12 protein-coding genes are annotated in these 13,661 nt (G+C 72.0%); 4 read left to right on the plus strand and 8 right to left on the minus strand.

What is annotated here, in order from left to right; translation table 11 throughout:
- Positions 1 to 22: 22 nt before the first annotated feature.
- Positions 23 to 2,359, minus strand: coding sequence for an endopeptidase La (gene lon, locus KBX00_RS09540; protein WP_210825394.1), 2,337 nt, complete (start codon positions 2,357 to 2,359; stop codon positions 23 to 25).
- Between the two features lie 277 nt (positions 2,360 to 2,636).
- Here lon and KBX00_RS09545 point away from each other — a divergent pair, with 277 nt between their 5' ends.
- The gene (locus tag KBX00_RS09545) at positions 2,637 to 2,984 is read left to right on the plus strand and encodes an Lsr2 family protein (protein WP_210825396.1); all 348 of its coding nucleotides are present in this window, start codon (positions 2,637 to 2,639) and stop codon (positions 2,982 to 2,984) included.
- Positions 2,985 to 3,173: 189 nt separating this feature from the next.
- On the opposite strand, the gene KBX00_RS09550 is transcribed toward KBX00_RS09545, so the two are convergent.
- Together KBX00_RS09550 and KBX00_RS09555 are read right to left on the minus strand one after the other, a co-directional pair.
- Complete coding sequence (locus KBX00_RS09550; RefSeq protein ID WP_210825398.1) at positions 3,174 to 4,400, minus strand: hypothetical protein; 1,227 nt, start codon at positions 4,398 to 4,400, stop codon at positions 3,174 to 3,176.
- A 286-nt stretch (positions 4,401 to 4,686) separates the two neighbouring features.
- A complete protein-coding gene (locus KBX00_RS09555) occupies positions 4,687 to 5,571 on the minus strand; it encodes a DUF2726 domain-containing protein (RefSeq protein ID WP_301547646.1) in 885 nt (294 codons plus the stop codon).
- A 200-nt stretch (positions 5,572 to 5,771) separates the two neighbouring features.
- Here KBX00_RS09555 and KBX00_RS09560 point away from each other — a divergent pair, with 200 nt between their 5' ends.
- From KBX00_RS09560 to KBX00_RS09570, 3 genes are all read left to right on the plus strand, one after another.
- The gene (locus tag KBX00_RS09560) at positions 5,772 to 6,497 is read left to right on the plus strand and encodes a helical backbone metal receptor (protein WP_210825400.1); all 726 of its coding nucleotides are present in this window, start codon (positions 5,772 to 5,774) and stop codon (positions 6,495 to 6,497) included.
- A gap of 176 nt (positions 6,498 to 6,673) precedes the next feature.
- Positions 6,674 to 7,234: a DoxX family membrane protein gene (locus tag KBX00_RS09565; RefSeq protein WP_210825712.1), complete on the plus strand. Its 561-nt coding sequence runs from the start codon at positions 6,674 to 6,676 to the stop codon at positions 7,232 to 7,234.
- Between the two features lie 163 nt (positions 7,235 to 7,397).
- Positions 7,398 to 7,778: an FKBP-type peptidyl-prolyl cis-trans isomerase gene (locus tag KBX00_RS09570; RefSeq protein WP_210825402.1), complete on the plus strand. Its 381-nt coding sequence runs from the start codon at positions 7,398 to 7,400 to the stop codon at positions 7,776 to 7,778.
- 96 nt (positions 7,779 to 7,874) lie between these two features.
- Here KBX00_RS09570 and KBX00_RS09575 read toward each other — a convergent pair whose 3' ends face one another.
- The 5 genes from KBX00_RS09575 to pdhA all read right to left on the minus strand — a co-directional run bounded on the left by KBX00_RS09575 (position 7,875) and on the right by pdhA (position 13,577).
- On the minus strand, positions 7,875 to 8,225 hold the full coding sequence (locus tag KBX00_RS09575; protein WP_210825405.1) for an STAS domain-containing protein: 351 nt from the start codon (positions 8,223 to 8,225) through the stop codon (positions 7,875 to 7,877).
- Positions 8,226 to 8,416: 191 nt separating this feature from the next.
- Complete coding sequence (locus KBX00_RS09580; protein WP_210825407.1) at positions 8,417 to 9,679, minus strand: Ig-like domain-containing protein; 1,263 nt, start codon at positions 9,677 to 9,679, stop codon at positions 8,417 to 8,419.
- Between the two features lie 285 nt (positions 9,680 to 9,964).
- Positions 9,965 to 11,398, minus strand: coding sequence for a dihydrolipoamide acetyltransferase family protein (locus KBX00_RS09585; RefSeq protein WP_210825408.1), 1,434 nt, complete (start codon positions 11,396 to 11,398; stop codon positions 9,965 to 9,967).
- The gene (locus KBX00_RS09590; RefSeq protein WP_164450141.1) at positions 11,395 to 12,411 is read right to left on the minus strand and encodes an alpha-ketoacid dehydrogenase subunit beta; all 1,017 of its coding nucleotides are present in this window, start codon (positions 12,409 to 12,411) and stop codon (positions 11,395 to 11,397) included. The genes KBX00_RS09585 and KBX00_RS09590 overlap by 4 nt, the downstream gene beginning before the upstream one ends.
- Positions 12,411 to 13,577: a pyruvate dehydrogenase (acetyl-transferring) E1 component subunit alpha gene (gene pdhA, locus KBX00_RS09595; RefSeq protein WP_210825410.1), complete on the minus strand. Its 1,167-nt coding sequence runs from the start codon at positions 13,575 to 13,577 to the stop codon at positions 12,411 to 12,413. Before pdhA ends, KBX00_RS09590 begins: the two co-directional genes overlap by 1 nt.
- Positions 13,578 to 13,661 lie beyond the last annotated feature (84 nt).

A 13,661-nucleotide genomic window follows, 5' to 3' on the forward strand; every position in this document is an offset into this window, starting at 1 on the left:
CACGAGGTGCCCCTCCCCGGTCTCAGGCGGCGGTGACGCGTTGCCCGCCCAACGACGCCGGGTCGATCTCGGCCGGGCGCAGCGCCAGGGCGAGTACGTCGGCGACGTCGGCCAGGGTGTGCACGGTCAGCGCCTCGCGCACCTCGGTCGGCAGGTCGTCGAGGTCCGGTTCGTTGCGGGCCGGGATGATCACCTCGGTCAGTCCGGCCCGGTGGGCGGCGAGCAGCTTCTGCTTCACGCCGCCGATGGGCAGCACCCGACCGGAGAGGGTCACCTCGCCGGTCATCCCGAACTCGGGGCGTACCGGCCGGCCGCTGGCCAACGACGCCAGGGCGGTGACCATGGTGATGCCGGCGCTGGGGCCGTCCTTGGGCACCGCACCCGCCGGGACGTGCAGGTGGATCCGCCGCCCGGCGAGGGCGTTCGGGTCCAGGCCGAGGCGGCGGCCGTTGGCCCGTAGGTAGGAGAGCGCGATGTGCGCCGACTCCTTCATCACGTCGCCGAGCTGACCGGTGAGGGTCAGCCCCGGCTCGCCCTCCATGCTCGTCGCCTCGATGAACAACACGTCTCCCCCGGCGCCGGTGACGGCCAGTCCGGTGGCCACGCCCGGTGTCGCGGTGCGTTCCGCCGACTCCGGAGTGTGCTTCGGCCGGCCGAGGTAGCGGACCAGGTCGTCGGCGCCGACGCGGACCGGCGTCGGGTCGTCGGCCAGGGTCACGGTCACCTTCCGCATGATCTTCGCCAGGGCCCGCTCCAGCTGCCGTACGCCGGCCTCGCGGGTGTACTCCCCGGCGACGCGGGCCAACGCCTCGGCGTCCACGTCGATCTCGTCGGCGGTCAGCCCGGCCCGCTCCCGCTGGCGCGGCAGCAGGTGGTCGCGGGCGATGGCCACCTTCTCGTCCTCGGTGTACCCGTCCAGGGTGACCAGTTCCATCCGGTCCAGCAGCGGGCCGGGGATGGCCTCCACCACGTTTGCGGTGGCCAGGAACAGCACATCGGACAGGTCGAGATCGACCTCCAGGTAGTGGTCCCGGAAGGTGTGGTTCTGGGCCGGGTCGAGCACCTCCAGCAGGGCCGCTGCCGGGTCGCCCGCGTATCCCACGGAGACCTTGTCCACCTCGTCGAGCAGCACCACGGGGTTCATCGAGCCCGCCTCGCGCAGCGCCCGGACGATCCGGCCGGGCAGCGCGCCCACGTAGGTGCGGCGGTGTCCCCGGATCTCCGCCTCGTCGCGGATGCCGCCGAGGGAGACCCGGACGAAGGTCCGGCCGAGGGCCCGGGCGACCGACTCGCCGAGGCTGGTCTTGCCGACGCCGGGCGGGCCCGCGAGGGCCAGCACGGCACCGGAGCCACGGCCGCCGACCACGCCGAGGTCACGCTCGGCGCGCCGGTTGCGCACCGCCAGGTACTCCAGGATGCGGTCCTTGACGTCGGCCAGGCCGGCGTGGTCGGCGTCGAGCACCTCGCGCGCCGCCGACAGGTCGGTGTTGTCCTCGGTCCGCGTGCTCCACGGCATCTCCAGCACCGTGTCGAGCCAGGTACGGATCCAGCCCGCCTCCGGCGAGGCGTCGCTGGCCCGCTCCAGTTTGCCGACCTCCCGTAGCGCCGCCTCGCGTACCTTCTCGGGCAGGTCGGCGGCCTCGACGCGGGCCCGGTAGTCGGCCGAGCCATCCGGGGCGTCCTCGCCGAGTTCCTTGCGGATGGCGGCGAGCTGCTGACGCAGCAGGAACTCCCGCTGCGACTTCTCCAGCCCCTCGCGGACATCGGAGTTGATCTGCTCGGTGACCTCCTGCTCGGCCAGGTGGTCCTTGACCCAGCCGACGAGCAGTTCCAGCCGGGCGGTGACGTCCGGCGCGGCGAGCAGTTCGGTCTTCTGCGCCAGGGTCAGCCAGGGCGCGTAGCCGGCCGAGTCGGCCAGTTCGGAGAGGTCGGTCATCCGCTCCACCGCGTCGATGACCTGCCACGCGCCGCGTTGCTGCAGCACGGAGGTCACCAGGGCGCGGTACTCGCGGGCCAGTTCCCGTGCCTTGCCGGCCGGGGCGGGCTCGTCGATCTCGGTCGCCTCGACCCAGAGCGCCGCGCCAGGCCCGGGCACCCCGGAGCCGATTCGGGCACGGGCGAGACCACGGATCACGGCCGCGGGCTCGCCGCTGGGCAGCCGCCCCACCTTCTCGATGGTGGCGATCGCGCCGACGGAGCCGTACTCGCCGTCCAGGCGGGGCACGGCGAGCAGCGTGCGGTCGCCGGTTGCCCGGGCCGCGTCGACGGCGGCCTGGGTGGTGGGGTCGAGGGTCACCGGGATGACCATGCCGGGCAGCAGCACGGCGTCGGTCAGTGGAAGTACCGGAAGAGTTGCCATCGAACACCTGCTATCGCGTTGGGTTGAGCGTGTCTGGCTCAAGTCATCACGGGCCCAGGTTGTTCCTCGGTGTGACCCGGCACACGGCACGCCGGCCCGTCGCGGTGGCTTCGACCGTCCGGCACGTCGACCCGTACCCACGCCGAGCAGATCCGAAATCGGGGATTTCGATGCCGCGCAAAACGCGAACCGCCGCGCGACGCGCTTTTGTTGCGCAATTGGTGGACGATCAGTCAAACTTTGAGCACACCCCGCCAGACACAAGGAGTAATCGACGATGGCCAAACAAGTAATCACGGTGCTGACCGACGACCTCGACGGCGGAAAGGCCGACCGCACGGTCGAGTTCAGCTTGGATGGCGTGGCGTACACCATCGACGTTTCCGACGAGAACGCGGGCGTCCTGCGCAAGTCGTTGGATCCGTTTATCAATGCCGGCCGGCGCCTCGGCCGTGGCGCTACCGACACGAGCCGTAGCCCACGTCGTACCATCGGTTCCGGCGCCCCCGGAATGAACCGCGAGCAGAACCGCGCCGTCCGCGAATGGGCGGTCCAGAACGGCTACAAGATTTCCGAGCGGGGTCGCATCCCGGTCGAGGTGACCGAGGCGTACAAGAACCGCTGAGCAGCGAGAATGTTGCTCGGGCGCGGTTTGGGTCGGTTATAGCGCGGCCTGGGGCCGGGTTACGACAGGGTCGCCCGGCTTACCGACGTGTGGCGGGGGCGCCCGGTATTGTGCGGGGGGGCCCGCCGCGGGGGCGTGGTGAAACGGCGCGGCCGCCAGCCCGGCCGCGGCCCCGCCGCGGGTCAGGCGTCAGTTGACCTGGATACGCACCGCGTCGAAGGCGGGAGTCTGGTTGGCCCGCTCCGACATCGGGATACGGTGCGAACCGTCACCGGCCCAGACCGCACACTGTGCGGTACCGGAGTCCGGCAGGCCCGGAATCTGGATGGTCACCTGGTCCGGCTCGGCTCCGCCGCCACCGTCCTCGGTGGCGACGAAGAAGGCCGGCACCGGCTCGGGCGCGGGCGCCTCGTCCGTGTTGTTCAGCATCCGGCAGGCGGTGTGGAAGTGGCCACGGGTCAGGCCCTGCCCGTTGAGCAGCGAGCTCTCCAGGTAGTAGCCACCCTGCCCGGCCGGCAGGAACCGGTCCCGAACGAGGTTGCGGGTGCTGACCTGGATGGAGAACCCCTCGTTGCGGTTGATCTGCTGCGGGAAGTCGGTGATCAGCAGCGACGGATTGTTGGCCGCGGAACCGACCTCGCCGAAGGCGGTGCTGATGCAGCGGTTGCCGTTCTGGAAGCCGTCGTGCGCCTGCAGCTGACTGTTGTCACAGTTGTTCGCCAGCACGTCCAGGCCGTTGTTGTTGCCGTTGTCGCCACCGTTGTCGCCACCGTCGCCGCCGTCGTTGTTGTCGACCGGCTGCACCTGGCAGGTGGCCAGGTTGCCCAGGCCGCGCGGCCGGGGGCCGAAGCGGTCGATGGCGATCGTGATCCGACCGAGGGTCGCCCGACGCTTGCTGGCCAGCGGGTTGAGAATGGCGTTACGGATGAACCGCTGACCACGATCGCCCTCGGCGGCGAGCCGCTCGTCGGCCTCGGTGATCTGGGTCTGCAACGCGTTCAGGTTGCGGTCGACCTCGGCGCGGGCCCGGTCGGGCACCTGCGGCAGCCGGCTGACGACGTCCGGGCAGGCCACCGCGAAGGCGCCAGCGGTCGCGCCGTCGGTGCCGTCGCGGGTCTCCTGGCATTCCTCGACGGTCTGCTGCCCGTCGCCCCAGTGGTTGACCACCCAGCGTCCGTTCTGCCAGGTGCGGGTCGTGGTGGCGCCGCGAGCGGCCGGCGCGGTGGCGCCGGGACTGGGTGCGACACATTCGGCTGCCACCGGTCGCTGCTGCTGGTTTGACCGTCGGTCGCCGGCCGACGAGATCTGGGTCACGGCGACGACGCCGCCGAAGACGGCGAGCGTGGCGCCAACGGCCAGAAGTCGCTTGGTCCGCGCGTTACCGGTTGGTCGGCGCGACCGGGTTGACCTGCGCATCGAATTGCTCTCCTTCTCGATCCGGTTCCTGATTCGTGACTCGACGGACCGAACGGAATCTTGGTGGCACGCTCGACGGTGACCGCCTGAACGTGCCGGTGGCACGTCGACGAACGACGATGCCCTTTCCGCACCGTCTCCCGCGCCTGCCGGTGCGGGTTGGGGAGTTCCTGTCCATTCGCGGTGAGGTACGGGCCCGCTCCGACGGCGGTTCAAAGGCGGCAAACTTTTTTTCGATGTTTCTTTCCGCGCCCGGGCGGTCACCGTCCGCCCTCGACGGCACCGTTCAAGAGGCGGTCACTGCCGGCAGCAGATGGTCGTAGGCGAAGTCACCCACGAGTTCGTCGCTGCGGTCCCGCAACCGCCGAATGTCGGCGACCAGATCCTCGCGCGGCACCAGCGACGGCGCGCTCGCCTCGATCGTCCGCAACCGCTCCCCGACCGCGAGGACCGCCAGGTCCTCGGCGAACCGGGCCGGCTCGACGCCACAGGAGAACCCGTGGGCCTGTGCGGTCACCCGCTCCACAAGCACCTCGCCCGGACGCACCTCGGCCCAGCTCCACCCCTCGGCCGGCCCTCGCGTCCAGTGCACGTGCAGCCCCCGCAGGATGGGGTCGGCCAGTCGGCGCGCCACGTACGCCTGCACCACCTCGACCCGGGCGAGCGCGCCAAGGTCGTTGACCGCGCCGTCGCGCCCGTCGGGCAGTCGGCCCACGATGTCCCGGAACCCGACGGCCACCTCGTCCGGACCGGCGGCACCGGCCGCGTACCGGCGGGCGTCGACGAGGTACGCGACGATCCGTGGTCCGTGTCCGGCAGTAAGCAGGGTGGCGGAGACGACCCGCAGCAGCGGCAGGCCGGTCGCGGCGGCGACGGCTTCCGTGGTCCGCTCGGCCCGCCTGGCGGTGGCGTCGGTCGACGGTGCGCGGAACTCGACGGCGAACTCGGGCCGTCCGGTCGCCGCCGTGCAGACCACGTGGTCGAAGAGCGTCCGGCTGGCGGTGTTCCACTGGCTCGCGGTCACACCCGGTGGACGACGCCGGACGATCTCGCCCAGGCGCAGCCCGGCGTGCACCCGCTGCTCCGCCCGGATCAGCACGGGGCCGCGACCGGCATCCTGCGGCACCGGTGCCAGCTCGCGATCCCGGTCACCGTCCATCGTGGTACCCATGAGCCCTCTTCAACCTCTCCTGACGGGCCGGTGGCGGCCGCCAGACCGGACCACGGTGCGCCAGCAGCTGACCAAGGGTCTCCTGCCGCCGGCCGACCGAGTCTAGGATGACGATCATGTCGGCGGCTCCCCCGGCGGGCCGCCGCTGACGGGACGATGGTCGACGGCGCTCCGCCGGTCACCGGCCGAGGAGGTGGACGGTGCGGGTGGTTTCCCTGGTGCCGTCGCTGACCGAGGCGGTGGCCACGACCCTGCCCGGGCTGCTGGTGGGCGCCACGGACTGGTGCACCCATCCGGCGGATCTGGACGTGCCGCGGGTCGGCGGCACCAAGTACCCGGACCTGGACCGGGTCCGCGCGCTCCGTCCCGACCTGGTCCTGCTCAACGTCGAGGAGAACCGGCGGGCCGACGCCGACGCGCTGACCGCGGCGGGCATACCGATCCGGGTGACCTATCCGCGCACCGTGGACGATGCGCTGACCGAGCTGGCCGACCTGCTGCGCGACCTGGGTTCCGCACGGCAACCCCGGTGGCTGACCCAGGCTCGTCGAGAGTGGGCCGCGCTGGCACCGGCCCCGGCCCCCCGACGCGCGGTGGTTCCGGTCTGGCGGCGACCCTGGGTGGTGCTCGGCGCCGACACGTTCGCCGGGGATCTGCTGCGGCGGCTCGGCATCGCCAATCCGTACGCCGAGCAGCCGGAGCGGTATCCACGGCCGAGCCTGCCGCAGCTGCGGGACCAGGCACCCGAACTCGTCGTGCTGCCGGACGAGCCGTACCGCTTCACCCGCGACGACGGTCCCGAGGCGTTTCCCGGCGTGCCCTGCGCCCTGGTGTCCGGTCGGCACCTGACCTGGTACGGCCCGTCGTTGGCCGAGGCTCCCGCACTGTTGGCCGCGCAACTCGCCGACCTGTACGTCGCCCACTGAACCCCCGGCCGGACGTGCCGGTCGGAGGCCGGCAGCGGTCACCGGTCCCGACGAACAGGGGTCGAAGGTCCCGGCCGGTAACGGCCCGCCGGCCCTGATCGCCACCTGCCCTCGCCACGTCAAATGGAAGTGCCACCGGGACACGCGGTGCGAAGCAGAGAAGGGACGTGGACATGATGACCGCGATGATCGAGCGGAACACCGCCGCCGAGGCCCCGGTGGCCGAGACCAGCCAGGAACAGAACCTCCGTACGCGGGCCGCCCGCTACCTGCTCGCCGGGCTCCGCCTGGCGCTCGGCTGGGTCTTCCTCTGGGCCTTCCTGGACAAGGTGTTCGGCCTGGGCTTCGCCACCGAGGCGAAGAACGCCTGGATCAACGGGGGCAGCCCGACCAAGGGCTTCCTCAGCTTCGGTGCCGCCGGCCCGTTCCAGGGCTTCTACAACGGCATCGCCGGAGCCGCCTGGGCCGACTGGCTCTTCATGATCGGCTTGGCCGCCATCGGTACGGCACTGCTGCTCGGCATCGGGGTGCGCGTCGCCGCCGCGACCGGCGGTCTGCTGCTGGTGCTGATGTGGACGGCCGTCCTGCCGCCGGAGAACAACCCCTTCATGGACGACCACCTCGTCTACGCCGGCGTGCTGGCCCTGATCGCGGTGACCAACGCCGGTGACACCTGGGGACTGGGTCGCACCTGGGCACGGTTGCCGATCGTCAAGCGGTTCGGCTGGCTCCGCTGACCTGATCACCTCCCCCGCGGCGGGCGTCACCTACCGGTGGCGCCCGCCGTACCGCGTCCAGTCGGCACCGACCACGGGTGGCAGCATCGGTCCACGGAGCGCGCCGGGCCGGCGCATCCGGCAGGATGGTGCTGACCGGAACCGACGCACCAGGAGAATCCGCATGAACCAGGCAGCGAGCAAGCCCGAGATCGGCCCGATCGAGGGTGCCCCGCCGGCCGACCTCGTGATCGAGGACATCGCCGTGGGCGAGGGCCCGGAGGCCCAGCCCGGGCAGTTGGCCCGCGTGCACTACGTGGGGGTGTCCCACTCCACCGGCGCGGAGTTCGACGCCTCCTGGAACCGGGGCGAGCCGTTCGACTTCCCGCTCGGCGGCGGACGGGTCATCGCCGGCTGGGACCAGGGCGTGGTGGGGATGCGCGTCGGCGGCCGTCGGCGGCTGACCATCCCGCCGCACCTCGGGTACGGCAGCCGAGGCGCCGGCGGCGTCATCAAGCCCAACGAGACGCTGGTCTTCGTGGTCGACCTGCTCGCCGTCCGCTGACATCACACGTCCGGCGCCGGCCCCGTGCCCGGCGCCGGACGCCCGCTGTTCCACCTGGCGGCGTAGCGGTCGCGGCGGTCGTGCGGCGTCGACCGGTCACGCCGCGGCGAGCACCTGCTCCGACGTGCCGCCGACAATCGGGATGACCCGCCTCAGCCCGGTGGCCCGCAGCACCCGCTCCACCACGGGTGGCGGGTCGACAAGCACCAGGTTGCCGCCCTGTGACCGCACCCGGAGCCGGGCCGCGACAAGCGTGCGGGCCCCGGCCGCGGAGAGCAGCCGAACCCCGGAGAGATCCACCCGCAGCTCGGTGCGGGCGGGGGCCGCCCAGAGAGCGGCGCGGAACGCCGCGACCGTGGCGATGTCGATCACACCGACCACGCGAACGCACACCGCGTCGTCGGACCGGCTGGTCTCGACGTGGAACCGCTCCTCGCGCTCTCGCATATGACGAACCTATCCCCCACCACCGACACTTCCACCCTGCTGGAAGGCGGTTCCGGGTAAGCCCAGGGCATGACCCGCAGGCCAGCCGGGTCCACCCTAGGGACGATCCCCGGACCAGGGTGAACACCCGGGCGGGCCGGCCACGACGCTCCGGGCCGACCCACGCCGGGTGGCCCGGCGGGTACGCCCGGTCAGCCGCCGCTCGCCGACGGCTGTGGTTCGGGCGAGCCTCCTCCGGCAACTGCCCCCGGATCGGCTGACTGGGTGGGCGTGGGCCGCAGGCCGGCGGGCACCGGCAGCGCGCTGCCCTTGGCGAACTCCGCCCAGCTGACGTTCCATGCCGTCCAGCCGTTGCCCTCGTCGAGTCCGACCTCGGTGCCCTTGACGGTGACCAGGTCACCGACCTGGGTGACACTCATCAGCCAGTCCGCGTTCGCCGCCGACAGGTTGGTGCAGCCGTGCGACACGTTCGTGTAGCCCTGATCCCCCTCCGACCAGGGTGCGCCGTGGATGAACTCACCGCCCCAGGTGAGTCGCTGCGCGTCCTCCACGTCGACCACGTACGGATCGGCCGAGCCGCGGGTGTCGAACGTGGTGAAGTCGTGCTTCTCCATGATCACCATCTTGCCGCTGGAGGTCGGTGTGCTCGGCTTGCCGAGGCTGACCGGCAGCCTCCGCAGCAGCCTGCCGTCCCGGATCACCGACATCTGCTTGGTCGCGTTGTCGATCTCCAACTCGACCTGCCGACCGATCTTCGAGGTGGCCCGCCGGTCGGCGTCACCGACGCTGTCCTTGCCGATCGGCAGGCCCTCCAGCGCGGAGCGAACCTTGATCGTCGTACCCGGCCGCCAGAAATCGGGCGCCCGATAGTAGACCTGGCTTCCATCGGACACCCAGGACCAGGTGCCCGGCTGCGGCGGATCCGTCTTTACGAACAAACGGCGCTGCACATCCCCGCGCGCCTCTTTGGGAATTGGCGGGTCGAAGGCGACGGTTACCGGCATAGCCGTTCCGTACGTCCGATCACCGGCGAAATACAAAGTGCTGACGATGGCCGGTTTGGATGATTTGGGCCGGGTCGTGAACGTCGTCCTGCGGGTGACCGTCTTCCCGGAGTCGCCGGTCGCGGTGACCTCCGCGGTGTACGTCCGCTTCGGTTCCAGGGTCCGGCTCGGTACCCAGCCGGTGCCGTCCTCCCGAGGCTCCGCCGCGACCGCCGCGCCCTTGTCGTCGGTGATCCGCACGGCGGTGACCCGCCCGTGTTTGACCACCGTGCCGATCTCCCCGGTGACCGGCACGTCGCGGGTGCCCTCGGCCGGCGTCACGGACAGTTCCGGGTTTGCTCGCGCCTCGGCGGGCTGCCCGGGCCTGCGGTCGCCGGTGCACGCGCCAAGCGCCAGCGGTGCCGCTGCGACACTCACCGCCAACAGCGTCAGTCGCCGCCTCAACATCATGATGCGTCCCCCCGTTTATCGCCGCTTCCTCCGCACATTCTCGCCAGCTCGGCACCGACGTTTTCGCGGTTTCGACCAAGAGCGGGAAACATTGTCTGGAGGTCATTTCCGTAATCGCACCCGGGCGAACGGAAAATGCCAGCGACGACATTACGGGCGATACGCGGCCGGCTGTGGCGCTATGTCCGCCGCCGTACCACTGATCCGGCTCGACGGGCGTCCGCCTCCGGACGGCGGTCGATCGGGGGGTCGGTCCCGGCCAGGACCGATCCCCCCGGTCGGCCGTCAGAGCGCCGCGATCAGCAGCGCGGGCTGCTCGACGCAGTCCGCCACGTGCCGCAGGAAACCGCCGGCCACGCCGCCGTCGCAGACCCGGTGGTCGAAGGTGAGGCTCAGCTGCGTCACCTTCCGGACCGCGAGCTGCCCGTCGACCACCCACGGCTTGTCCACGATGCGGCCGACGCCGAGCAACGCCGCCTCCGGGTGGTTGATGATCGGGGTCGAGCCGTCGACGCCGAACACCCCGTAGTTGTTCAGCGTGAAGGTTCCGCCGGTGAGCCGGGCCGGCGGCAGGTCGCCCGCCCGGGCCGCCGCGGTGGTGGCGGCGAGTTCGGCCGCGAGTTCGGTGGTGGTGAGCCGTTCGGCGTCCCGCAGTACCGGCACCACCAAGCCCCGGTCGGTCTGGGCGGCGATGCCCAGGTGCACCCCGGCGGACTGGACGATGCGCTGCCCCTCGGTGTCCACCCGTGCGTTGAGTTGGGGATAGCGGCGCAGCCCAGACAGACAGATCCGGGCGAGCAGGGCCAGGATGCTCACCGGCTGGTCCGGGCGGGCGGCGTTGATCGCGGCCCGGGTCTGGAGCAGCGCGGTCGCGTCGGCGTCCACCCAGATGGTCACCTCGGGGATCTCCCGCCGGCTGCGGGACAGCTTGTCCGCGATGGCGCGGCGGATGCCGGTCAACGGGATGACCAGGTCCTGGGCACCGACCGGGTCTGCCGGTGCCGGGTGTTGTCCCGTTGTCGCCGGCCGGTCGGAAACTGCGGTGAGCCGGGCAGTCACGTCGGCCGGCGCCCCGGTGACGTCGCGGGCCGCCGCCTCCACGTCGGCCCGGCGGACCACACCGCCGGGGCCGCTGCCGCGCACCGTCATCAGGTCCACCCCACGCTCCCGCGCCAACCGCCGCACGATCGGCGAGATGACCAGCGGTTGGGCCAGTCCGGGCGGGTCGGGCTCCCGGTCGGCCACCGCCACCGCCGCCGGCCGGCCGGCGGCGGTCGGAGTCACTGCCGCACCCGAGGCCGTCGGGACGTCGCTCGCGCCCGCCGCGTCCGTGACGGCGGCGAGCCGAGGCCGCCTACGCCGGCGGGAACCGCCGTGGCCGGTGCCGTACCCGATCAGCACGTTGCCGGAGCCGGCCCGCTCCTCCTCGCGGTAGACCGCGTGCCCGGACGGCTCGCCGCCGTCGGCGCGCCCGCCGACCGGCTCGGCGACGGTGATCAGGGGCTGGCCCACCGGGCGTACCTCGCCCTCGACGCCGTGCAGGGCGACGACCCGGCCGGCGTACGGGCAGGGCACGTCGACGACCGCCTTGGCGGTCTCCACCTCGACCACGGTCTGGTCCACGGTGACCGTGTCGCCCACCGCGACCCGCCACTGCACGATCTCCGCCTCGGCGAGACCCTCACCGAGGTCGGGCAGGAGAAAGATCTTCTCGGTCATGCCGCACTGCCCTCGGTGAGCCAGCGCCGGTCGGGCTGGTCGTCCCACTGCAACCGGGCCACCGCGTCCAGCACCCGGTCGACCGAGGGCAGGTGGGTGTGCTCCAGCATCGGCGCCGGGTACGGGATGTCCAGGCCGGAGACCCGCAGCACCGGGGCGTGCAGCGCGTGGAAGCAGCGCTCCTGCACCCGGGCGGCGATCTCCGCGCCGACTCCGGCGAAGCCCTGCGCCTCCTGCACCACCACGCACCGCCCGGTGCGGCGTACCGAGGCGGCGATGGTGGCGTCGTCGAACGGCACAATGGTGCGTACGTCAACCACCTCCAGGTCCCATCCCTCGTCCCGGGCGGCCTCGGCGGCCTCCAACGCGACCGGGACCGCCGGTCCGTACGCGACCAGGGTGGCGTCGCGTCCGGCCCGGCGTACGACCGCTCGGCCGAACGGCTCGGTCCGGGTCGGCAGCGCGGTCTCGGCACCGGCGAAGTAGAGCTTCTTCGGCTCCATGAACACCACCGGGTCGGGGTCGTCGATCGCCTCCCGCAACAGCGAGTACGCATCGTCGACGGTGGCCGGGGTGACCACCTTGAGGCCCGGGGTGTGCGCGTAGTACGCCTCGGAGCTGTCGCAGTGGTGTTCCACGCCGCCGATCCCACCGGCGTAGGGCACCCGGATCACCATCGGCACGCTCAGCGCGCCCCGGGTGCGGTTACGCAGCTTCGCCACGTGCGAGGCGATCTGCTCGAACGCCGGGTACGCGAACGCGTCGAACTGCATCTCGACCACCGGCCGCAGCCCGGACATGGCCAGCCCGACGGCGAACCCGACGATGCCGGCCTCCGCGAGGGGGGTGTCGAAGCAGCGTTTGTCGCCGAACCGGGCCTGGAGTCCGTCGGTGATCCGGAAGACCCCGCCGAGTTGGCCGACGTCCTCACCGAAGACGAGCACCCGCTCGTCGTCGAGCATCGCGTCGGCGAGCGCGGCGTTGAGCGCCTTCGCCATGGTCATGGTGGCCATCAGGCGTCCTCCTCCGCTGCCGCGGCCAGCTCGGCGCGCACCTGCTCCCGCTGTTCCACCAACTGGGTGGTGGGTTCGGCGTAGACGTGGTCGAAGAGGCTCAGCGGGTCGACCGTGGGCTGGGTGTTCATCCGTTCCCGCAGGTCGGCCGCGTACGTCTCGGCCTGCTCGGCGATCTCGGCGACGGCCGCGTCGTCGAGCACGCCCCGGCCACGCAGGTACGTCTCCAGCCGGGCCAGCGGATCGCGGTCGCGCCACGCCTCGACCTCGTCGGTGTCGCGGTAGCGCGTGGCGTCGTCGGCGTTGGTGTGCGGCTCCATCCGGTAGGTGTGCGCCTCGACCAGGAACGGTCCCTTGCCGGCGCGCGCGTGCGCGACGGCCCGGGTGAGCACGGCGAGTACGGCCACCGGGTCGTTGCCGTCGACCTGCTCGCTGGGGACGCCGTAGCCGACGCCCTTGTAGGCCAGCGACGGAGCGGCGGTCTGCCGGGACAGCGGGACGCTGATGGCGTACCTGTTGTTCTGCACGAAGTACACGACGGGAGCCTTGAACACGGCGGCGAAGTTGACCCCCTCGTGGAAGTCACCCTCGCTTGTGGCACCGTCGCCGATGTAGACCAGAGCCACGGTGTCGCGCCCCTGGTACGACTCCCCGTAGGCCAGCCCGGCGGCGTGCACGCACTGGGTGGCCAGCGGCGTGCACTGCGGTGCGGTGCGCCGCTGCGCGGGGTCGTACCCGCAGTGCCAGTCGCCGCGCAGCAGCGTCAACACCTCGACCGGGTCGATGCCGCGGGCGGTCAGCGCCATCGACTCCCGGTAGGTGGGGAAGACCCAGTCGTCGTCGCGCAGCGCCAGCACGCCGCCGATCTGGCAGGCCTCCTGGCCCCGGGAGGACGGGTAGACGGCCAGCCGACCCTGCTTGGTCAGGGCGGTGGCCTGGGCGTCGAAGCGCCGGCCGACGACCATCCGTCGGTACATCTCGCGCAGCGCCTCGACGGGCGGCTCGGGGTAGTCCGCGCGGGCCGGCAGCAGGGTGCCGTCCGGGTCGAGCAGCCGGACCGGTGTGGTCTCCGGCAGCAGGCCGGCGGCGGGGTCGGGCGCGGCCGGGGTCGCCGGCCGCCGCTTGCGCGGGGATGCCCTGCGGGCCGCCTGGGGGGTGGTGGTCACGGCGGAACCTCCTGGACGTGTGGTGGCCCTATGCTCCTGTGGTCGGATGATTGACTCAAGATGGCCGGTGAACGCGGGATGAAT

The organism is Micromonospora sp. C95 (genome assembly GCF_018070465.1).
Classification (GTDB): Bacteria; Actinomycetota; Actinomycetes; order Mycobacteriales; family Micromonosporaceae; genus Micromonospora.